A 20,208-nucleotide genomic window follows, 5' to 3' on the forward strand; every position below is an offset into this window, starting at 1 on the left:
GCCGGGCCGGGCGTGATGCAGGAGAATGCATGGCAGGGGAGAAAAGCCCCGGAAAGAAGCCCCCCCGCAAGGATGACGCCAAGGGGGGCAAGGGCCGCAAGCCCGCCGCGTCGAGCCCGTCGGGTAAATCGGGCAAATCGGGCAAGTCTTCTGGTCCGGCGTCGGGGGGAACGGGCAGCCGTCCGCGCTCCGGCGGCAAGCGTGGCAAGCCCACCCTGACGCCGCTGGTGGCGCGGGCCGTGCTGACCATCTGCGTGGCCGCCACGCTGCTGGTGATGCTGCTGTTCGTGTTCGGCTCGCCCATGAAGCCGTCCGGCGACGAGGCGCGCAAGCCCGCCGTGGCCGAGCCCGGCGAGAGGAAGGCGCAGGCTCCGCAACAGGCGCAGAAGCCGCCGAAGGGCGACGCGAAGCGCGGCGAACAGTCCGAACTGCCCCAATTGCCGCAGTTTCCCCAGTTTTCACAGTTGCCCCAGCTTCCCCAAACCCCGGTGGGCGATGCGCCCAAGGGCGAACCCCCGGTCGGGGACGCAACGGGCAACGCCGGAGCCGATACGCCGCAGGCCGCGCCCGTCCGGCCGGAGCGTGGGGCAAACGGCGCGCCCGGTCCCAACGGCACGCGCGAGGCGGGGGGCGAAGTCCGTCAGCCCGTGAGCCCCGGCAACCTGCCCTACGAGGAAAGCCTGGACGCCCCGGTGGAGGCGGGCGTGAAGCAGGTGGACTACGCCCTGGTCCAGACCGTGACCCGCCTGGGCCTCGGCCGAGACCGGCTGCGCCTGGCCTCCATAGAAAACCGCCAGGCCAAGGGCCAGACCTTCCATTTCCAGCGCATGGAAATGGGTCTGGACGGCGCGCCCGACCGCTTCGTGCAGACCCTGAGGGAAACGCTGGCCGCCTGGTCCGACACCGCCAACGTCGAGGTGCGGGCCGACGACCTGCTCATCGTCACCGTGGACGGCCTGCCCACCCACGAGATTTCGCTGCTGCTCTACGAGGGCGCGCCGCCCCCGGTGGCGGTGGCGCCGGGCGGAGCGCGGCTGGCCATCGTCATCGATGACATCGGCGAAAGCATGTCCGCCGCGCGCGACCTGGCCGCACTGGACTATCCGGTGACCTTCTCGGTCTGGCCGCGCAGCACGCACGCCCGCGAGGCGGCGGAACTGGCCCACAAGGCCGGGCGCGAGGTGATGATCCACCTGCCCATGGAGCCGGTGCGCTACCCGCAGGTGAAGCCCGGCCCCGGCGCCATCCTGTCCGGCCAGCAGCCGCAGGAAATCGCCGCGCTGGTGCGCGACGCCGTGCGCCGCGTGCCCCACGCCGTGGGGCTGAACAACCACATGGGCTCGCGTGCCACCCAGAACGCGTCGGCCATGCGCACCGTGTGCGAGGCACTTGACGGCACCGGCCTGTTCGTGCTCGACAGCGTGACGCACCAGAATTCGAAACTGTACGCCGAGGCGAAGCGCGCGGGACTGCCCGCCTACAAGCGGAACGTGTTCCTCGACGTCATCGCCGACAAGCGCAACATCATGTTCCAGTTGGACAAGGCGGCCCGCATCGCGCAGGCCGAGGGGCAGGCCATCGCCATCGGCCACCCCCTGCCGGAAACCGTGGCCGCCCTGAAGGAGTGGGCGCGGACGCGGGATCGCACGGTCACCATCGTACCTATCCGGCAGCTTTCCCACTAGGCGGTGCCGCACAAGGTGTCTTTTGCCCTCTGCCTGCGTCAGAACGCCTTTTTATTCCGGTCGAGTACGAGAAGAGTACTCGTTGCGGTCGCCATCCGTAAGGCTCGCAAGCTCGCCCAACGGCTGCCGCACTTCCTCCATAAACGGCGTTCTTCCTTGGCAGAGAACAAAATACCCTCTTGTGCCAGCACCGCCTGAAGAGATCACGCGCGGCCCGTCCTCCTTGCCGGAGAGCGAAATTGCCGCAGCGTGACGGGTGCGTGTGTGGCATAGGCTGAAACCGCAAGTGAGTGAGGCGGTTACGGCCAATGGCCCGCACCTGATGGCGTGTCCCCATGTACGGGCGCGGGTGAACCGTTCCGTTGCCGCCCGCGCCGCAACCGCAACCCTTGCAGTATCCGGAGGAAATGAATGGCCGAGCGCACCTTTTCGATCATCAAGCCCGACGCCGTGGAACGCAATCTGTCCGGCGCCATCCTGAAGATGATTCAGGACAGCGGGCTGAAGGTCGTCGCCATGAAGATGATCCACCTCACCCGCAGCCAGGCCGAAGGCTTCTACGCCGTGCATCGCGAGCGTCCCTTCTTCGACAGCCTGGTCACCTACATGTGCTCCGGCCCGGTGGTCTGCTCCGTGCTGGAAGGCGACAACGCCATCCAGCGTTACCGCGACCTGATGGGCGCCACCAACCCGGCCAACGCGGCCGAAGGCACCATCCGCAAGACCTATGCCGTGAGCATCGAGGCCAATTCCGTGCACGGTTCCGACGCGCCCGAGACGGCGGCGTACGAAATCGCGTACTTCTTCAACGCGCTGGAGATGGTGGGGTAGCGACATGAGCGTCAGGAGCACCGGGGGCGCCGTCATCGGCTGCATCGGCTGCGGCAACATGGGGGCCGCCATCCTGCGCGGTCTTTCCGGCCGCGAGGGGCTTTCCCTGCTGGGGTACAATCCCACACCCGCCAAGGTGCTTGCACTGGCCGACGCCGGTGTGCGCGCCGTGTCCGACGCCGCCGCGCTGGCCGCGCAGGCCGACGTGGTGCTGCTGGGGGTGAAGCCCTATCTGGTGCCCGACGTGCTGCGCGCCATCGCGCCGTCGCTCACGCCGGACAAGGTGGTGGTGTCCATCGCCTCCGGCGTGTCCATCGCGGCCATGAAGGCCGCCATGGCGGACGCGGGCGGCCCCGGCTGCCCGGTGGTGCGCGTCATGCCCAACACCCCCGCCATGGTGGGCAAGGGCGTGTACGCGCTGTGCTTCGAGGACCCTGCGCTGGATCCGGACAAGCGCGACCTGGTCCGGGGCCTGTTCGAGGCCATCGGCACGGCCATCGTGCTGCCGGAAGCCAGGTTCACCGCCTTCACGGCGGTGGTGGGCTGCGGCCCGGCCTACGTCTTCTACTTCATGGAGGCGGTGACCGAGGTGGCCGTGACCCTGGGCTTCACCAGGCAGGACGCCACGGAACTGGTCAAGGGCCTGTTCTCTGGCTCGGTGGCCCTGGCGGAGCAGTCCGGCACGCACCTTTCGGTGCTGCGCGAACAGGTCTGCTCGCCCGGCGGCAACACCATCGCCGCCATCAACCAACTGGACCGCGAGGCCGTGCGCGGCCGCATCATGGATGCGGTGCTGGCGGCCTACAAGCGCGGGCTGGAGATGGAGAAGTAGCGGAGGCCCGCTTGTGACGCCCCGGCTTTCCCCGGTCCCGTGCCTGTGGAAACGCCGATGGAATGCACGATCCCCCGTCGCGGCGACGCGGCGGGGGATTTCTGCGCCTGGAGAATGGCGCCAGTGGCTGGTGTCAGCCGGACACGCCGCCCTACAAGAACAGGTCCGCGTCCGTGGGGGTGCGGTCCCACTGGATCTTGCCGCGCGACTTCTTGTATTTGCGCAGCAGCACGTACAGCGCGCCCGCGCCGCCGTGAGCGGGCTGGGCCGTGCAGAAGGCCAGCACCACCCGCTTGAACGGGTCGTGCGTCAGCCACGCCTGCACCTTTTCACGCAGCACCCCCATGCCGTCGGGGGAGTTTTTGCCCCTTCCCGGTATGACCAGCACGGTGCGCATGCCCTTGTGGTAGGCGGCGCGCAGGAAGCCGACCATGGATTCGTAGGCTTGCAGGGCGTTCATGCCGTGCAGGTCCAGGTGGCCTTCCGGGCTGTACTGCCCGGCGCGCAGCTTGCCGACGGTCAGCGCGTCCAGCCCCACCACGTGGCCTTCCAGGTATTCGTCGGTGAACTCCAGCGCGAATTCCACCGCGCCGTCCATGAAGTCCTGCAACGGATGGCCCACGGCGGGCGCGGCGGCCTCGCGCGGGGCGGTTTCCGGCGGGACCTCGCGCCCCTTGCCCGCCAGCGTGTGCACGCCGGTCATGGCCTTGGCGAACAGGTTGTCCTCGTCGGGGGGCGGGGTGTGCTCGTGGTCGGCCACGGCCTGCCGCGAACGCTGGCGCACCGACTCCTTGCGTTCGGAGGCCGTGACGGGCATCGCGGCGGGCGCGGCAGCGGTAGAATCCTTTCCGGCAAGAGGCGGGCCGGAGCCGTCAGGCGCATCCGCCGTCTGTTCCAGCAGCCGCTTGAACCCCGGCTGGTCCTGTAACGCAAAGCCGTTGCGGGCCGCGTCCGCGTCCAGCCTGGCCGCCGTCGTGGCCGCCAGCTTGTCGCGCTCGGCGGTTTGGACGGCGGATGCGGGCATCTCGGGCGCTACGGGTGTCGGTGTCTGCTCCATTCCCTTCTTGCCCTGCGGCATGCCCTTGCCGGGCTTCTTCGGCGCGTCCAGCCGCTGCACCGCGCCCATGGCTGACAGGAACGCCTCGGCATCTTCTTCGGACAGCAAGGGCTGTCCGGACCGGGCTTCGCCCGTTCCGCCGCCGGTGCCGGGCCGCTGGTGCGCCTTGTGCGCTCCTTGGCCCCCATGCCCGCCGTGGCGGCTGCCTGCCTTGGGAGCGGGGGGCGTCTCCTTCCGGGCGCGGGCGTCGCGGAAGGCGCGCTTGTTCAGGGCACGGAACGGATTGGCGTTGTCGAAATCGTCGTCGCGGGTGTCTGCCATGGGCAAGTCTCCGGAATATGCGGGCGGGGCGGGCGGCACGGCGCGGAAGGCGGGCGCGCCGTCCGGCCCCGGCAAAGGTCGAAGGTGGCCAGGGGTGGAATTCTCCGTGCGGGGCGGGGCGCTGTCAAGTGGAGCGGGGGACGGATGGAATCAGGGGGGCGCGCGGCCCCGGATACTGCCCCGGCCCGTTACACGCTGTTACACGTCCGCCAACGGCCGTGCATTGTCCACGTCCGGCCGAATGTGCTACTCATCGGCGCAACGGAGGTTTCTCATGATCGCATCGCATTCCCCGCGCCGTGGGGCGCGCCCCCTGCTGATTCTCGCACTGCTGCTGGCGTGTTCCGCCCTGCTCGCCGGGTGCGGCGCGCGCTCGTCGTTCTTCGGCGGGCCGGACCCCTTCGGCGAGGAGACCGTGTTCGGCCGGGGCCGCAACAAGGCCGTGCTCATCAACGTCAACGGCGTCATCGACAACCGGCCCAAGTCCGGCCTGTTCCGTGAGCGGCCGGGCATGGTGCAGGAGGTGGTGGCGCAGCTGCGCCTGGCCGCCCAAGATCCGGACGTGAAGGCCGTGCTCGTGGCCATCGACAGCCCCGGCGGCGGCGTCACCGCCAGCGACGTGCTGTACCATGAGTTGATGCGCCACCGCGAGCGCACGGGCCAGAAGGTCGTTGCCCTGATGATGGATACCGCCGCCTCGGGCGGCTACTACACTGCCCTGGCCGCCGACCGCATCGTGGCGCACCCCTCCACGGTCACCGGCAGCATCGGGGTCATCTTCCTGCGGCCCGAGGTGGCCGGGCTCATGGACAAGATCGGCGTGCGCGCCGTGGTCAGCAAGTCCGGCGACCACAAGGACATGGGCTCCCCCTTCCGCGAGGGCACCGACGAGGAGCGCGCCCTGTTCCAGTCCATCATCGCCGACATGAACGGCCGTTTTCAGGGACTGGTGCGCGAACGCAGGCCCGCCAGCCATGGCCGCGAGGCGCAGTTCGCCGACGCGCGTATCCTTACCGCCCGTCAGGCCCTGGCCGCCGGGCTGGTGGACCGCATCGGCTACTTCGAGGACGCCCTGGCCGAAGCCGCCAGCCTGACCGGCGCCAGCGAACTGCGCGTGGTCACCTACCGCCGCGACCCCCTGCCCGGCGCCACCGAATACGCCACCGCCACCACCCCTGCCGGGTCCGGACGCATGGCCCTCGTCGATCTTGGCCTGCCCGCCATGGACGCCGCCACGCGCGCCGGGTTCCATTATTTGTGGCTGCCCGAAGCCGGGATGTAGGAAAGGGGGGGAAAGAATGATCGGGGGAAGGAGAGGGCACTTTTCAAAGTGCCCTCCCCTTCCCCCGGTTGCTTTTGTGTCTACGCCTCCGGCGCGTCCGCTTCCACCAGCGCGTCCACGATGGTGCGCAGCACGGCGGCGGCGGGGCGGTCGGGGTGCGAGGCGATGTAGATGTTGCCCTCGTCGCCCGCGCGGACGATTTCCGGGTCCAGCGGCACCGCGCCCAGGAACGGCACGTTCATCTCCTTGGCCAGGCGTTCGCCGCCGCCCTGGCCGAACAGGGATTCCACGTTGCCGCACTTGGAGCAGACGATGCCGCTCATGTTCTCGATGACGCCCAGCACCGGCACGTTCAGGTCTTCGCAGAAGCCCAGCGAACGGCGTACGTCGTCCACGGCCACGGCCTGCGGCGTGGTGACGATGAGCGCGCGGGCCGCGTCGCCCAACAACTGGAGCACGGACAGCGGTTCGTCGCCGGTGCCGGGGGGGCAGTCCACCACCAGGAAGTCCAGTTCGCCCCAGGCCACGTCGGACAGCAACTGCTTGATGAAGCCCATCTTCACCGGGCCGCGCCAGATCACCGCCTGGCGGCCGTCGGGCAGGAAGAAGCCCAGCGACATGACCTTCAGCGAAACATCTTCGCGCCACAACACGGGCTGGATGGTGTCGCCGTCCACGTCGGCCTGGGCCGCGTCCAGCTTCAGCAGGCGGGGGATGGACGGGCCGTGCACGTCCACGTCCAGCAGGCCCACGCGCTTGCCCGCCAGGGCGAGCCCGGCGGCGATGTTGGCGGCGGTGGAGCTTTTGCCCACGCCCCCCTTGCCGGACATGACCACGATGGTGTTGCGGATGTGCGAAAGGGTGGCCTGCAACCTGGCCTCTTCGGCCTGCTGTTCCGGGGTGGGACCACCGCACCCGCCGCCGCAGCCGCCTCCGGCACCTGCGGCCGGGCCGGACGAGCCGGACGAGGCGGGCGAAGAAGACGAGGGGCAGCCCTCCGGATTTCCGGCGGAGCCGCAACCGGCCGCGCTGGGGCAGCCCTGACAGGAAGAAGAATCGCTCATGGGGTGTTGCCTCCGGCAATGGCATACCCCCGGATACCGTCCGGGCACGAACTGCGTGCCGGACGGGCCGGGGGGTGAATTCGACGTCGGAACGGGGATGCTTGCCCGACGTGTGCTACTGTAACCACGCGCCCGCCATGCCGCAAGCCCGCAGCGGGTCCGCGCGGGCGCTACCCGCGCTTGGCGGCGCGCGCCGCGCGCAGCCAGTCGTACCAGCCTTCCAGTCCTTCGCCGCTGCGGCAGGACATGGGGAAGATGGTCAGCTCCTTGTTCAGGTGCGTGGCGAAACGCTTGGCCCGCTCCACGTCAAAGTCCACGTAGGGCAGAAGGTCCACCTTGTTCAGCAGCATCACCGTGGAAAGATTGAACAGCAGCGGGTATTTCTCGGGCTTGTCGTCGCCTTCGGTCACGCTGAGCAGGGCCACCTTGTGGTCTTCGCCGCAGTCGAACTCCACCGGGCAGACCAAGTTGCCCACGTTCTCGATGAACAGGATGTCGATCTCCGCGAGGTCGAAGTTGGACAGCGCCTCCAGAATCATGTTGCTGTCCAGGTGGCAGCCGCCGTCGGTGTTGATCTGCACGGCCTTGGCCCCGGTGGCGGCCACGCGGCGGGCGTCGTTGTCGGTTTGCAGGTCGCCTTCGATGACCGCCATGCGGAACTCGCCGCGCAGGTCGGCCAGGGTGCGCTCCAGCACCGAGGTCTTGCCCGCGCCAGGCGAACTGATCATGTTCAGGACCAGAATGCCGTGCCGGGCGAACAGGCCTTTCAGTTGGGCGGCCATCTTGTCGTTGGCTTCCAGCACGTTCCTGACCACGGGTATTTCCACGATAGCCCCCTATTCTGCTTCGATGTGTTCGACGTACAACTCGCGCCCGGCCAGCACGTGGTGTCCGGCCTCTTCGCCGCAGGCGGGGCAGGGCGCGAACAGCAGTTCCTTGCCCTGCGGCTCGAACTCCCTGCCGCAGCCGCCGCATTGCAGCTTCACCGGAGCCATGGCCAGTTCCAGCTTCGCACCCTCGAAGGCGGTGCCGATGGTCATGGCCTCGAAGGCGAACTCCATGGCCTCGGGCACGAGGTTGGCCAGCGCGCCGAAGCGCACGCGGACCAGCAGCAACCGGGTGGCGGAATGCTTGGCCAGCTCTTCCTGAACGATGGAGATGACGCTGGATGCGACGGACATTTCATGCATCCGGCATGGATAAAGGAAAAGCCACGGCGCGTCCAGTTGGGGGAAGCGGTGCGGGACAGGGCCGCCGTCCCGCATGCCCCGGCCCGTTTGCAACGCCCGCGAAAAAGGGTACATCTGAGCCCGACGCGCCCGCGCCGCGCAGCCACGGCGCGGTGTTCGCGGGCAGCGACAGGAGCAGATATGGAGACCGGCATCTTCAAGGGCGTCTATTCCTCCGTCGATCCGCGCCAGACGGGCAGGCCGGGCATGGGGACGCCGGGGCGCAACGCCGCGCGCAGGCGCTACTGGTTCGTCTGGGAGCACGACGCGGGCGGCTACGTGGTGCAGCCCCTGTCGGCCAGCATGGAACCCACGGGCGAGCGCCGCGCCATCAGCACGGCGGAACTGGCCAAGGGCTATGCCTTCGAGCCGGACGTGCTGGCCGTGCCCGTCCGCCCCGGTTTGACGGCCATGCAGGGCGCGCGGGGCGGTTCCGGCGGTTCGGGCGGCAAGAAGCGGCAGGACCCGGCACCCGGTGACGCGCCGTCCGGCATGGCCGCCGGGCGCGACGCCAACCGCCGTTCCGGCGACATCGCCGGACACGAGGTGGGCGCGCAGACCGAGCGTTCGCTGCGGGCCGACTTCGCCATCGCGCTGGCCCAACTGCGCCGGGGCGACCGCGACCGCGCCGTGCGCGCGCTGGAGCGCCTGGCCGAGGCCCCCGGCGAATTCGTGCCCGCCCATCGCCACATGTTCACCGATTTCGGCATCAACCTGCGCAAGAGCAAGCTGCCGCGCATCGCCATCCGGCACCATCTGCGCGCGCTGGACCTTTCGCCGGATGACAGCCACGTGCATTTCAACATCGCCCGTACCTACTACGACATGGGCGACACGGAGCGGGCGGAACAGCACCTGCGCGAGTCGCTGGAACTGACGCCCGACCTCGAGCCCTCGCGCCGCTTTCTCGACTTCCTTCTGGAACGGAAGGCCGGCGCCGCCAACGATGAAGGGACGGCCCGCAAGGCCGCCCGGTAAGGAGACCTTCGCAAGATGAACAAGACCATCGCCATGCTGATACCCACCGTCGTGCTGTTCGCCATGGCGCTCATCGTGCTCAATCATTTCAGTTCCGGCGACGAAAAGCCCGCCCCGGTGGAGGGACCCTCCGTACAGGCGCCAATGCAGACTCCGGGGCAGACTCCGGGGCAGGGCCAGCCCCTGCCCGCGCAGCCGGGCCAGCCCGGCATGCCCTACTTCGAGCAGGGTGGGCAGGGAGCCCTGGCCCCCGGCCAGCCCGGCGGCACGATGACCGAAACCCCGGCAGGCATGGTTTCGCCCGGCGAGGGCGAGCCCGCCGGTTCTCCGGGTTCCGCCGGACAGGCCGGACAGGCCGGGCAGGCTGCGTCGGGCGAACCGCGTACGGCCCTGGGCCGCATGGCGTCCAAGTCGGGCGCCGACCTTGCCGCCCCGCTGGAGAGCAAGAAGAAGGAACCGGCCAAGGGCACGGAGAAGGCCGCGCCAGCCAAGCCTGCCGAAAAGGCGGCCCCGGCCGCCAAGCCCCAGGCCGCCGCCCCCGCCGCGCAATCCGCCCCGGCCAAGGCCGCTCCCGCAGCAACGCCGCAAACGGCCAAGGGCGACCATTCCATCACCTCCGCCACCATCAAGTTCTCCGGCAGCACGGCCATCCTGCACCTGCAGGGCGATGCGCCCATCCAGTACAAGTACATCGTGCTGCCCAACCCCGACCGGCTGGCCCTGGACCTGACCGGCGCGTGGTCGGTGACCGCGCCCTCGGTGCCCTCCAACAGGGTCATCGAAAAGGTGCGCGTGGGCCGCTACGGCGAGAACACCCGCATCGTGCTGGACCTGAAGGCCGCGCCCACCAAACACGAGGTGGTGAAGAGCGGGGACAGGGTCATAGAGGTCCGCGTGCAGTAGGGGGCTCCTCTGATATTGTCCAGGCAGGAAACAGCCCCTGGCAGGGGGATCCCTTCGGAAACGCAAAGAGCGGGGCGGCCATGTCGCCCCGCTCTTTTCATGTCTGCCGTCTGCAAGAGGACCACGCCGGCGCGGCCCGGAAGGCCCTACTCCGTGTCGAACCCGGCCTTGCGGATGGCGGCCTTCACGGCCTCCACGTCCACGGGGGCCGATTCGGTCCACGCGGCCTCGCCCTTTTCCAGGCTGACGTCCACATCCTTGACGCCGGAAACCCCGGCAACGGCCTTGGTCACGGACATCTTGCAGTGATTGCACGACATTCCCTTCACGGTAACGCTGGGCATGGTCTGGCTCCTTGGCTTGCGGGTCACGAATGCAGTGCGCGCCCTTGCCTTGCTGCGGACACGGGATTACTTGGGTGAGAATACCTTTCAACAACATAGGCTCCGGGGTGCGGTTTGGCAACACGCCGCCGCAATTCGGGGCCGTCGTTTCGGCCGGTGCAGGCGCGTCCTTTCGCCCCGCCGTCCGCAGGAGTCCGCATGACCATGTCCGATGATTCGTCCGGTGCCGCGCAGGCCGCCGATCCTTCCGGTTCCCGTCCGGGCACCCCCGGCGCCACTCCTCCCGGCACCCCGGCGGCGGCGAGCGGCGCTTCCGGCGGTGCGGCATCCCCCGACCTGTCCCGGCTGGTGCTGCCGGTGCGGGGCATGACCTGCGCGGTGTGCGCGGGCCGCATCGAACGCATGGTGGGGCAGATGGACGGGGTGTCGCGCATCAACGTGAACCTGGCCACCGAGACCATGGACGTGGCGTGGAACCCCGCCGCCCTGCATCTGGACGATATCGCCGAACGGGTGAAGGACCTGGGCTTCGAGGCGGTGCTGCCGGACCCCGCGTCCACCTCCGCCCCCGACGACGGCCTGCTGCGCTACGCGGTGCGCGGCATGCACTGCGCGGCCTGCTCGGCGCGCATCGAGCGCACCGTGGGCCAGATGGAGGGCGTGGCGTCCGTCACCGTCAGCCTGGCCACGGAAACGGCGCAGGTCACACCCGCGCCCGGCCTGGCCCCGGACGCCACGGAAGCCCTTGCCGCCGCCATTCCCGCGCGCATCGCGGAACTGGGATTCGAGGCGGAACGCATCCTGCCCCGGCAGGATTCCGGCACCGCCCTGTGGGAGGCCCAGCGCGAGGAAGCCGCCGCCCGCCTTGCCCGCATGCGCGGCAAGCTGGTGCGCGAGTTCGCCTTCACCATCCCGCTGCTGGTGCTGTCCATGGGGCACATGGCGGGCCTGCCCTTGCCCGCCTGGCTCGACCCGCACCACGCGCCGCTGGCCTTCGCGCTGGCGCAGCTGTTCCTGACGCTGCCGGTGTTGTGGTTCGGGCGCGACTTCTACCGCATCGGCTTCGGCAATCTGGCGCGGCGCGCCCCCAACATGGATTCGCTGGTGGCCGTGGGCACCGGCGCGGCCTTTGCCTACAGCCTGTGGAATACGGTGGAGATCGGCCTTGGGGTGGAGGTGGCCCGGCGGGTCATGGACCTGTACTACGAGTCGGCGGCGGTGCTCATCGCGCTGGTGTCGCTGGGCAAGTACTTCGAACTGCGCTCGCGCACCCGCACGTCCGAGGCCATCAAGGCCCTGATGGAGCTTGCGCCCGACACGGCCCTGCGCATGGAGGACGGCGAGGCGCGCGAGGTGTCCGTTGCGTCCGTGCGGGCCGGTGACCGGCTGCTGGTGCGGCCCGGCGCGCGCATCGCCGTGGACGGCGTGGTGGAGGAGGGCGCCAGCAGCGTGGACGAGGCCATGCTGACCGGCGAAAGCCTGCCGGTGACCAAGAACCCCGGCGACCCGGTGGCGGGCGGCACCATCAACCGGCACGGCTCGTTCGTCATGCGGGCGGAACGTGTGGGCGCGGACACCGTGCTGGCCCGGATCATCCGGCTGGTGCAGGACGCCCAGGGCTCCAAGGCCCCCATCGCCAACCTGGCCGACCGGGTGAGCCTGTGGTTCGTCCCGGCGGTGATGGCCCTGGCGGTGTTGGCCGGGGTGGCGTGGTATGCCTCCGGATCGGAATTCACCTTTGCCCTGCGCATCTTCGTGGCGGTGATGGTCATCGCCTGCCCGTGCGCCATGGGGCTTGCCACGCCCACCTCGATCATGGTGGGCACCGGGCGCGGCGCGCAGCTGGGCGTGCTGATCAAGAGCGGCGAGGCGCTGGAACAGGCCGGGCGGCTGACCGCGCTGGTGTTCGACAAGACCGGCACCCTCACCGTGGGCAGCCCGCGTCTGACAGATGTTGTGATGCTGGCCGACGTGGTGGCGCTGCGCGCGGAGGGCGAAGACGGTTCCGAAGCCGCGCTGGTGCGCCTTGCCGCTTCGCTGGAAGCCCTGTCCGAGCACCCGCTGGCGGAGGCCGTGGCGGCCGGGGCCACGGAGCGCGGCCTTGCCCCGTGGCCGGTGGAGGACTTTCTGGCCGTGCCCGGCAAGGGCGTGCGCGGCCGGGTGGTGGCCGATGACGGCGCACGGCGTTCCGTCGCCATCGGCAACCGGGCCTTCATGGAGGCCGAAAACGTGGCCGGACACGATGCGCCCGAGGTGGCCGCGCGGTCCGACGCACTGGCCGAGCAGGGCCGCACCCCGCTGTACGTGGCCGTGGACGGCCGCATGGCCGCCCTGCTGGGCGTGTCCGACCCGCTGAAGCCGGAAGCCCCGGCCGTGGTGCGCCGCCTGCGGGACATGGGCGTGCGCGTGGTGATGCTGACCGGCGACAACCGCCGCACCGCCCTGGCCGTGGCCCGTCAGGCGGGCATCGACGACGTGCGGGCCGAAGTGCTGCCCGACCAGAAGGAGCAGGCCGTCAGCGCGTTGCAGGCCGAGGGCCACGTGGTGGGCATGGTGGGCGACGGCATCAACGACGCCCCGGCCCTGGCCCGCGCCCACGTGGGCATCGCCATGGGCACCGGCATCGACGTGGCGGTGGAGGCGGGCGACATCGTGCTGCTGCGCGGCGGTCTGGACGGGGTGCTCACGGCCCTTGCCCTCAGCCGGGCCACGGTGCGCAACATCCGCCAGAACCTGTTCTGGGCCTTCGGCTACAACGTGCTGGGCATTCCCGTGGCGGCCGGGGTGCTGCACGCCTTCGGCGGGCCCACCCTGTCGCCCATGATCGCGGGCGGGGCCATGGCCCTGTCCTCGGTTTCCGTGGTCAGCAACGCGTTGCGGCTGCGCTTCTTCACTCCGGAGGGCGGGCCCGGGAGCGGGCCGGAAGGCGGGGCGGAAAAGAGCGTGTAGCCCCGGCGCCGCCGGGGGAAACGCAAGGGGCGCCGGATCATCACGATCCGGCGCCCCTTGCCGTTCCGGGATACCTCGCGGTGGATGCCCGCGGCGTGCGGCGTCAGGCGGCGGAAAGCCGCAACGGCTAGTAGTCCTTGATGTACTCGTCCAGGCTGTCGGCCGTGCAGTTGCGGCTCACCCAGTAGGCGGCGGCCCAGACCATCAGCGCGGTGGCCTGGGTGTCGTCCAGGCGTTTCAGCTTGGCTTCCAGGCTGGCCTTGCTGGCCCCGTGCTTGGTGTGCACCATGCCTACGTCGCAGGCGTCCATGACCCGCAGCAGCAGGTAGGACAGCCGGGTGTGGTCCGGCAGCAGGCGCAGGTCCTTGTGGGCCTCGATGATGGTCTTGAGTTCGGGCCCGGAAAAGATGCCCTTGATGGTGGAAATGGCGCGGAAGAAGGTGTCCACGGCCCACGGCAGGATGAACTCCGCCCCGGCGCTCTTGGTGCGGAAGTAGTCCTTGAGCCAGCGTTCCTGCTCCGACGATATCCTGGCGGCAACCTGAGGCATGTTCGCCCTCCCTGCTCGGGGTGCGGCTGTCGTCCTGCGGGGTGGTGGACGGCGGCACGGCGCGACGGGCCGGACCTGTTCGTCCCCGTTTCGGCGGGCCGGGCTGCATGGCCTGCATGCGCGCCGCATCGGCAGCGCGCGCGATTGCCCCAAGCATGCCCCCGTACACACCGGTCTCACGGGGCACGTTAGGTCAGACGGAAAAAAAGCTCAAGAAAAAATCTAGAAATGGCCGCGCGTGGTTACGCGTCCTGACATGACATGGGCATGACGTGGGCATGGCGCGGGGCGCACGCGGCGGGCGAAGGGGGCTGGACCGGACGGAATCGGGCGGAATCGGGCGGCAGCGGCCATCCCAGCGGGTGCGCCTACAGGTTCACGTCGCCTTCCAGCACCGCGCCGTGGGGAATGGCGGCCTGCATGCACGAGGGGTTGCGCACCACCACCCGCCCGCGCACGGCGACGTTGCGGCCGAACAGCACGTCGCCGTGCACGGCCAGCGTGGCGCAGTGCAGCAGGGATGGCGCGCCGTGGGGAAAACGGGCCATCAGCCGGTCCCAGGTGCCGTAGTGGGCGTTGTCCAGGTCCACCAGCACGTTGGAGGTGGTGCAGTCCGGGTTGGGGCGCACGCGGCCGTCGGGCTCCAGCAGGGTGCGGTCGGACCACAGCACCAGCAGGTCGCTGCACCGCTTCACCGGCAGGAAGCGCTCGCGCCGGGTGACGATGGCCCGCGCCTTGGGGAACAGCGAAATGGCCGCGCCCATGGCCGTTTCCACCTGCCAGACCTTTTCCGAATGGGGGTCGCGTGGGTTCACGGTCTTGGGGTTGCGGATCATGGGCAGGCGCAGCAGGCCGTGCCCGTCGATGTGGCGGCGCAGCGCGCGCAGGTCCAGCCAGATGTTGTTGGTGTTGAACAGTCCGTAGCGCACGATGTCCTGGAAGCGGGGCAGGTCTTCGTCCGGGCACTGGGCCAGTTCGCGCAGCGCCAGCCCTCCGTCGCGCGAACGGGCCAGGTGCCCGCCCTTGCGGTCCGCCGGGGTGCGCGGCGCGCATTCCATCAGGAAGGGGATGTCCTCTTCCATGAGGTAGCCGAGAATGGCCGGGTCCAGCGTGGCGCCCAGGTTGTCGGCGTTGGAGATGAGCGCGTAGCGGCGGCCCGATTCCAGCAGCCGGTCCAGGTGGCCGGAAAGGGCCAGCGCGGCGTAGATGTCGCCGTGGCCGGGCGGGTTCCATTCCAGTTCCGGGTTTTCCGGGTACTCCACGGGCAGCAGCGTTGCCCGCGACACCTTGGGAAAGCGGTGCTGCAAGAAGGCGCCCGGCCTGCCGGTGTGTTGCAGGCCCAGCACGTCCAGCGCGCGCAGGGTGTCCTGGTGGGTGGAAAAGCTGTTCATGAACAGCAGCGGCGAAGGCCCGCCGTGGGCGCGGCGCAGGTGTTCGGCTTGGCGCACGATGAGTTCGAGGAAGGTGGCCCCGTTCTTGGCGGGCAGCAGCGACTTGGCGTGGGTCATGCCCATGCTGGTGCCGAGGCCGCCGTTCAGCTTGATGCACGCCGCCTCGCGCAGGCGGGCGCGCCCGGTGGCGGCGTAGGGGGCCAGGTCGTCCAGCAGGGGCAGGTCGTCGCGCCCCACGGGCAGGATGTCCGGTTCGGGGATCAGGCCGGTGCTGCCGCAGGCCAGTTCTTTCAGGTATGAGGCGAACAGCGCCACCAGCGGCGAGGGCATTCCGGCGCGCGACATCTTGGCGGCAAAGGGTTGCAGGGGAGCGGTGCACACGCCGGCATCCGCGTCCGCATCGGGAATGCGGACGGGGGCGATGGTGGGGGCGGCGGGCCGGGTCAGCAGCTCGGGGCCGGAATGGGGCATGGCGACCTCTGCAAAAGCGCTACGAAGGCATTCCGATGGCGCGCACGGCGGCGCGCCGAAGGGACGGGCATGCAAGAATGCACCAAATGTAGCATAACTTCAAGAAAAGGACAGCAGAAAAGGGGGGTTGCGCATGGCGAACCGGTGACGGCGGGGTGGCGGAACACGGCGCGCGGGCGAGAATGGGGAATATTCGTAAATGGTTGCTGACGAAAAGGGGCGGCGCGGCAAACTGGCCGCCGCGCCGCCGGAATGCGCGGGATTGCGGGAAGAGGGGTGGGAAGAAGAGGCGAAAGACTACAGGTACCCGTGCAGCGGGCCGCCAGGCGCGGCCAGCGCGTCCACGCGGCGCTCCACGTCCGGGTCGGTCTCCAGCGCCGGGGCGTGGAACGACTTCAGCCGCGCGTCGATGAGCAGCGGGCCGGTGCACCCCCAGTGCTTGCAGTGGGTGAATTCGCCCGCGCCGTACATGTCGGTGGCCGGGTCCGAGCGGGTGAAGACCACCCACAGGAAATTCTCCCAGTTGGCGGCGGTGAAGGCCGGGTCGTCCACCACCACGAACAGCGGCAGGCCGTCCAGCCCGCGCGCGTGGGCCAGCCGGGCGGCCAGGGCGTGCATGGCCGGGTCGTGCTCGTCGCGCCTGGCGGTGTGCTTCGGCCCGCGCAGCACCACGACGCCCCGGCCGAACAGGCGCGGATCCCCGAACGCGCCGCCGCCCGCCCCGGCCATCTGATCGTCGTCCGGTCGCGCATCCAGCGGCAGATCGCCGGGCAGGGTGTCGGCCAGTTGCCGCTTGCGCGGGCCCGCCGCCGCCCACACCAGCTTGGACCCTTGGTTCAGGCTGATGCCGGTGTAGTCCAGGGTGTCGATGGTGGTGCGGGTGATGAAGTGCAGGTCGCGGGTGAAGTCGGTGCGCTCCAGCATGTGCGTGAAGAAGCCGGGGAAGTCGTGCGTGGACATGGAGGGCGCGTCCTCGTGGGCCATGATCAGCACGTACTTGGAAAGGGAGGTCTGGGTAGTGCCCAGCAGGGCCATGCCGCAGGTGATCAGTTCCTGCGGCTGGCGCTCCCCGGCGTAGGGCACGTAGCGCTCGCTGCCGATGGCCAGCAGCAGCGGATGCACCCCGGCGGCGTCCACGGCGTGGATCTCGCGCACGCCCGCGAACACCTGCGGCACCAAGTCGGCGGTAAGCTGGTGGATGAAGTCGCCGAACACGGTGTCTTCCTGCGGGGGGCGGCCCACGGTGGTGAACGGCCAGATGGCGTCGGGGCGGTGGTGCACCGCGTCCACCCGCAGCACGGGGAAGTCGTGCGCCAGGCTGTAGTAGCCGAGGTGGTCGCCGAAGGGGCCTTCCGGCTTCTGGTACGGGGCGATGGCGCCTCTGATGCAGAAGTCGGCCTCCGCCAGGATGGGCAGGCCACCCGGACGCCGGGATTGCCGGGATTGACGGATCATGGGAATGCGGAACCCCGCCAGCGCGCCCGCGAACAGGATTTCGGCGATGCCTTCCGGCAGGGGCATGACGGCGGACAGGGTCATGGACGGCGGCCCGCCCACGAAGACGTTGACCTTCAGCGGTTCGCCCCGGCGCAGGGCCTGGGCGTGGTGGTACCCGATGCCCCGGTGGATCTGGTAGTGCAGGCCCACCTCGCGGTCCTTCTCGTAGTCCGGGCCGTCCAGTTGCACCCGGTACATGCCGATGTTGGACTGCATGGGGCCGGGCGCGTCGGGGCTTTCGGTGTACACCTGCGGCAGGGTGACGTAGCCGCCGCCGTCCATGGGCCAGGAGACGAGGCGCGGCAGGTCGCTGATGGCGCAGCGGTGGCGCAGCACCGGGCCGTCGGACACCGACTTCGGCAGCATGGACCACAGGGCGCGCGGCACGCCGGTGTAGCGCAGGGGATGGCGGAAGGCGTCGAAGGGGTCCAGCTTCAGGCGGAAGATGCCCTCCACGGCGCGCAGGGTATCGCGGAAGATGAATTTCGTGCGCTCCATGGTGCCGAACAGGTTGGCCAGCATGGGAAAGCGGCAGCCCTTCACCCGCGTGAACAGCATGGCGGGCGCGCCCGCGCGGTAGGCGCGGCGCTGGATGGCGGCGATTTCCAGGTTGGCGTCCACCTCCGCGTCGATGCGCACGAGGTGCTTGTGGCGTTCAAGGTCGGCGACGCAGGCGGAAAGATTGCGGTAGGTCACGGGTTCCTCGTGCTGGCGGCGCGGTGGCGCATGCATGGTTCGCGCGGGCCGGGCGGAGTGGCCGGAACCGGCGGCGCGGCGGGGTTCGGGAATGCGACAATGCGACAAGCCCGCCTGCGACGCAAGCCCGGAATGGGGATAAAGGCCGGGGGAAGAGCCGGGGCGCGGGGCGCGATGGCGGAAGGGCGGGGCGTGGCGCGAACCGTGACCGGCGCGGCGTCAGTCCGTTTCCAGCCGGTAGCCCACGCCGCGCACCGTGCGCAGGCGGGCGCCGACTGCGGGACCGTGGGAACTGGGGGAACTGGGGGAACTGGGGGAACCGTGGGAACCGGGGGAGCGGGGGGCGCCCGGTGCAACCGTGCGCTCCAGCGTGCGCCGCAAGCGCGAGACCAGCACGTCCACCTTATGGGCGTGATGGTGCGCGGGGCCGGAAGACGGCGCGGCGTAGTCCAGGCACCAGCGGGCGATGTCCGCGCGCTGCACCACCATTCCCGCCCGGCGCAACAGCAGTTCCAGCAGCAGCCGTTCCTGCGGGTGCAGCGAGAGGGGGCGGAAGTCGCGGGTGGCGCGGCCGGTGGCGGGGTCGAACACGATGTCACCCAGGGCCAGCACTCCGGCCGCCAGCGGCCCCCGGCCGGGGGGAGCCGCCAGCCCCGCCGCCCGCAGCGCGGCCACCAGCGCCCCGGCGGCGAACGGCGCGCGCAGCAGGCGGGCGGACGCGGGCAACCCGGCGGCGCGCACGCGGCGCGACTCCTGCCGGGCCGTGCCGGTGTGCAGCAGGACCAATGGGGTGCCGAGGGGGATGCCGGACGGGATGTCGGGCGGGATGCCGGGCCGGATGCCGGAAAGGACGGGGTGGGAAAACGGGAACATGTCGCGTGAGGGAGGCGGGACCAGCAGGTCTAGGTCGGCCACCAGCGCGTCGGCATGCGGAACGGCCTGTACCCCCGCATCCGGCACGTTCGCGGGTGCCGGGGGCAGTTCCACCACCAGCCGCAACCCGGCCTCGGCCAGGGTGTCGGTCATGTGCGCGGCGATGCGCGCGTCGGCGGTGCGGAGCAGGATCAGCATGGGTGTCCCGAAACGGAGAAGCGTGTGCGCATGGGCTGGGATACTGCACCCTCCGCACGGTGTCGAGGGCGCCAACGACGGGAGGGCTCCGGCATGTATGCCGGAGCCCTCCGAGGGGGTACGCCGTTCGCGCGGGGAGCGAACCAGGGGCTGTTTCTAAATTAGGGTTTTCGTTCGTTGGCAAGGAAAACGAGCCTGCCATGAGGGAGTATGCCTCTCCCGTTAGGTGAGCCTGCGAACCTTACGGGAGAGGACCGCAGCGCGCTCTTATCGTATTCGACCGATATGGCAGGCGAAGTTTGACGAAGCCAACGGGCGGAAGGACAATTTAGAAACTGCCCCTACGCCACCTTGTAGAACGCAGAGGCCGAAGCGTTGCAGATGGGGCACTTGTCGTCGTGCGGGCCTTCATGGGTGTAGCCGCACACGGAACAGACATGGTAGTCCACGTCGGCCAGGGCGGCCGGGTTTTCCAGCGCCTTCTTGTAGAGGTTGGCGTGCACCTCTTCCACGGCGTTGGCCCAGCCGAAGTAGCGGGCGGGCACCTTTTCGCCTTCGGCTTCTGCCTCGGCGATCATCTGCGGGTACATCTTGGTGAATTCGTAGGTTTCGCCCTCGATGGCGGACTTGAGGTTGTCGAGGGTGGAACCGATCTTGCCCGCGTTGCGCAGGTGGCCGTGGGCGTGGATGGTTTCCGCCTCGGCGGCGGCGCGGAACAGCTTGGCGACCTGCGGCAGGCCTTCCTTGTCGGCCTGCTTGGCGAAGGCGAGGTACTTGCGGTTGGCCTGGGATTCGCCGGCAAAGGCCGCCATGATGTTCTCGTGGGTCTTGCTCATCGATATGCTCCTTTCTGGTTTCGTGGTTGGGCTCCTTGTCAGGAACAATTCCTGTTTAGCTGCCATCCATGGCCTTGTAAAGTGCTTTTTTGAAAGGCTCTAGACCATCAGGTCTTTGTTTTTTGCTACCAGCCGTTTCATTTCGGCAATGAGTTGGGGCAGGGGCTTGTTGTAGCGCCATTCACATTCTTTGAGGTGTAATTCGAAGTTCCTCTTCACCC

17 protein-coding genes and 1 pseudogene are annotated in these 20,208 nt (G+C 69.5%); 7 read left to right on the plus strand and 11 right to left on the minus strand.

All coding sequences use genetic code 11. The annotated features are described in order from the left end of the window. Window positions 1–29 precede the first annotated feature (29 nt). The 3 genes from V6B97_RS09375 to proC all read left to right on the plus strand — a co-directional run bounded on the left by V6B97_RS09375 (window position 30) and on the right by proC (window position 3,348). A complete protein-coding gene (locus V6B97_RS09375) occupies window positions 30–1,685 on the plus strand; it encodes a divergent polysaccharide deacetylase family protein (protein WP_333506241.1) in 1,656 nt (551 codons plus the stop codon). Window positions 1,686–2,096: 411 nt separating this feature from the next. Next, window positions 2,097–2,516 (plus strand): nucleoside-diphosphate kinase, encoded by a 420-nt coding sequence (ndk, locus tag V6B97_RS09380; protein ID WP_007527740.1) that lies wholly within the window; start codon window positions 2,097–2,099, stop codon window positions 2,514–2,516. Between the two features lie 4 nt (window positions 2,517–2,520). Beyond that, window positions 2,521–3,348 carry a pyrroline-5-carboxylate reductase gene (gene proC, locus V6B97_RS09385; protein ID WP_333506242.1) on the plus strand — a complete coding sequence of 276 codons (828 nt, stop codon included), beginning with the start codon at window positions 2,521–2,523 and terminating at the stop codon, window positions 3,346–3,348. A gap of 151 nt (window positions 3,349–3,499) precedes the next feature. On the opposite strand, the gene V6B97_RS09390 is transcribed toward proC, so the two are convergent. Beyond that, window positions 3,500–4,726: a Smr/MutS family protein gene (locus V6B97_RS09390; protein WP_333506243.1), complete on the minus strand. Its 1,227-nt coding sequence runs from the start codon at window positions 4,724–4,726 to the stop codon at window positions 3,500–3,502. 274 nt (window positions 4,727–5,000) lie between these two features. On the opposite strand from V6B97_RS09390, the gene sppA reads away from it, so the two are divergent. Beyond that, window positions 5,001–6,008, plus strand: a complete 1,008-nt coding sequence (sppA, locus tag V6B97_RS09395) for a signal peptide peptidase SppA (RefSeq protein ID WP_333506244.1) — start codon at window positions 5,001–5,003, stop codon at window positions 6,006–6,008. Window positions 6,009–6,088: 80 nt separating this feature from the next. Here the strand turns inward: sppA and V6B97_RS09400 are convergent, their stop codons facing one another. The 3 genes from V6B97_RS09400 to V6B97_RS09410 form a co-directional block, all read right to left on the minus strand. Continuing rightward, window positions 6,089–7,072 (minus strand): Mrp/NBP35 family ATP-binding protein, encoded by a 984-nt coding sequence (locus V6B97_RS09400; RefSeq protein ID WP_333506245.1) that lies wholly within the window; start codon window positions 7,070–7,072, stop codon window positions 6,089–6,091. Window positions 7,073–7,242: 170 nt separating this feature from the next. Next, on the minus strand, window positions 7,243–7,899 hold the full coding sequence (hypB, locus tag V6B97_RS09405) for a hydrogenase nickel incorporation protein HypB (RefSeq protein WP_333506246.1): 657 nt from the start codon (window positions 7,897–7,899) through the stop codon (window positions 7,243–7,245). Between the two features lie 9 nt (window positions 7,900–7,908). After that, the gene (locus tag V6B97_RS09410) at window positions 7,909–8,253 is read right to left on the minus strand and encodes a hydrogenase maturation nickel metallochaperone HypA (RefSeq protein ID WP_333506247.1); all 345 of its coding nucleotides are present in this window, start codon (window positions 8,251–8,253) and stop codon (window positions 7,909–7,911) included. 189 nt (window positions 8,254–8,442) lie between these two features. Here V6B97_RS09410 and V6B97_RS09415 point away from each other — a divergent pair, with 189 nt between their 5' ends. Both V6B97_RS09415 and V6B97_RS09420 read left to right on the plus strand, forming a co-directional pair. After that, window positions 8,443–9,279, plus strand: coding sequence for a tetratricopeptide repeat protein (locus V6B97_RS09415; protein WP_333506248.1), 837 nt, complete (start codon window positions 8,443–8,445; stop codon window positions 9,277–9,279). A 15-nt stretch (window positions 9,280–9,294) separates the two neighbouring features. Beyond that, on the plus strand, window positions 9,295–10,182 hold the full coding sequence (locus V6B97_RS09420; protein WP_333506249.1) for an AMIN domain-containing protein: 888 nt from the start codon (window positions 9,295–9,297) through the stop codon (window positions 10,180–10,182). A gap of 146 nt (window positions 10,183–10,328) precedes the next feature. Here the strand turns inward: V6B97_RS09420 and V6B97_RS09425 are convergent, their stop codons facing one another. Beyond that, window positions 10,329–10,526 (minus strand): heavy-metal-associated domain-containing protein, encoded by a 198-nt coding sequence (locus V6B97_RS09425; RefSeq protein ID WP_333506250.1) that lies wholly within the window; start codon window positions 10,524–10,526, stop codon window positions 10,329–10,331. A 198-nt stretch (window positions 10,527–10,724) separates the two neighbouring features. Between V6B97_RS09425 and V6B97_RS09430 the strand changes: the two genes are divergently transcribed. Beyond that, window positions 10,725–13,475 (plus strand): heavy metal translocating P-type ATPase, encoded by a 2,751-nt coding sequence (locus V6B97_RS09430; RefSeq protein ID WP_333506251.1) that lies wholly within the window; start codon window positions 10,725–10,727, stop codon window positions 13,473–13,475. 127 nt (window positions 13,476–13,602) lie between these two features. Here V6B97_RS09430 and V6B97_RS09435 read toward each other — a convergent pair whose 3' ends face one another. From V6B97_RS09435 to V6B97_RS09460, 6 genes and pseudogenes are all read right to left on the minus strand, one after another. Then, window positions 13,603–14,025, minus strand: a complete 423-nt coding sequence (locus V6B97_RS09435; RefSeq protein WP_333506252.1) for a hypothetical protein — start codon at window positions 14,023–14,025, stop codon at window positions 13,603–13,605. Window positions 14,026–14,393: 368 nt separating this feature from the next. Then, window positions 14,394–15,887 carry a UTP--glucose-1-phosphate uridylyltransferase gene (locus tag V6B97_RS09440; protein WP_333506253.1) on the minus strand — a complete coding sequence of 498 codons (1,494 nt, stop codon included), beginning with the start codon at window positions 15,885–15,887 and terminating at the stop codon, window positions 14,394–14,396. Window positions 15,888–16,184: 297 nt separating this feature from the next. Then, window positions 16,185–18,080, minus strand: coding sequence for a UbiD family decarboxylase (locus V6B97_RS09445; protein ID WP_333506254.1), 1,896 nt, complete (start codon window positions 18,078–18,080; stop codon window positions 16,185–16,187). A gap of 219 nt (window positions 18,081–18,299) precedes the next feature. Further along, window positions 18,300–19,151: a winged helix-turn-helix domain-containing protein gene (locus tag V6B97_RS09450; protein ID WP_333506255.1), complete on the minus strand. Its 852-nt coding sequence runs from the start codon at window positions 19,149–19,151 to the stop codon at window positions 18,300–18,302. A 341-nt stretch (window positions 19,152–19,492) separates the two neighbouring features. Continuing rightward, window positions 19,493–19,987 carry a rubrerythrin family protein gene (locus V6B97_RS09455; RefSeq protein WP_333506256.1) on the minus strand — a complete coding sequence of 165 codons (495 nt, stop codon included), beginning with the start codon at window positions 19,985–19,987 and terminating at the stop codon, window positions 19,493–19,495. A gap of 99 nt (window positions 19,988–20,086) precedes the next feature. Further along, window positions 20,087–20,208 (minus strand): annotated as a pseudogene (locus V6B97_RS09460) (IS1595 family transposase); the annotation flags it as partial.

Source organism: Nitratidesulfovibrio sp. 1201_IL3209, from assembly GCF_036763125.1.
Taxonomy (GTDB): domain Bacteria; phylum Desulfobacterota; class Desulfovibrionia; order Desulfovibrionales; family Desulfovibrionaceae; genus Cupidesulfovibrio.

Bases quoted from the DNA above. Each gene is read 5' to 3' on its own strand.
- V6B97_RS09375 (WP_333506241.1), top strand. From the start codon at position 30: ATGGCAGGGGAGAAAAGCCCCGGAAAGAAGCCCCCCCGCAAGGATGAC.
- ndk (WP_007527740.1), top strand. From the start codon at position 2,097: ATGGCCGAGCGCACCTTTTCGATCATCAAGCCCGACGCCGTGGAACGC.
- proC (WP_333506242.1), top strand. From the start codon at position 2,521: ATGAGCGTCAGGAGCACCGGGGGCGCCGTCATCGGCTGCATCGGCTGC.
- V6B97_RS09390 (WP_333506243.1), bottom strand. From the start codon at position 4,726: ATGGCAGACACCCGCGACGACGATTTCGACAACGCCAATCCGTTCCGT.
- sppA (WP_333506244.1), top strand. From the start codon at position 5,001: ATGATCGCATCGCATTCCCCGCGCCGTGGGGCGCGCCCCCTGCTGATT.
- V6B97_RS09400 (WP_333506245.1), bottom strand. From the start codon at position 7,072: ATGAGCGATTCTTCTTCCTGTCAGGGCTGCCCCAGCGCGGCCGGTTGC.
- V6B97_RS09410 (WP_333506247.1), bottom strand. From the start codon at position 8,253: ATGTCCGTCGCATCCAGCGTCATCTCCATCGTTCAGGAAGAGCTGGCC.
- V6B97_RS09415 (WP_333506248.1), top strand. From the start codon at position 8,443: ATGGAGACCGGCATCTTCAAGGGCGTCTATTCCTCCGTCGATCCGCGC.
- V6B97_RS09420 (WP_333506249.1), top strand. From the start codon at position 9,295: ATGAACAAGACCATCGCCATGCTGATACCCACCGTCGTGCTGTTCGCC.
- V6B97_RS09425 (WP_333506250.1), bottom strand. From the start codon at position 10,526: ATGCCCAGCGTTACCGTGAAGGGAATGTCGTGCAATCACTGCAAGATG.
- V6B97_RS09430 (WP_333506251.1), top strand. From the start codon at position 10,725: ATGACCATGTCCGATGATTCGTCCGGTGCCGCGCAGGCCGCCGATCCT.
- V6B97_RS09435 (WP_333506252.1), bottom strand. From the start codon at position 14,025: ATGCCTCAGGTTGCCGCCAGGATATCGTCGGAGCAGGAACGCTGGCTC.
- V6B97_RS09440 (WP_333506253.1), bottom strand. From the start codon at position 15,887: ATGCCCCATTCCGGCCCCGAGCTGCTGACCCGGCCCGCCGCCCCCACC.
- V6B97_RS09450 (WP_333506255.1), bottom strand. From the start codon at position 19,151: ATGCTGATCCTGCTCCGCACCGCCGACGCGCGCATCGCCGCGCACATG.
- V6B97_RS09455 (WP_333506256.1), bottom strand. From the start codon at position 19,987: ATGAGCAAGACCCACGAGAACATCATGGCGGCCTTTGCCGGCGAATCC.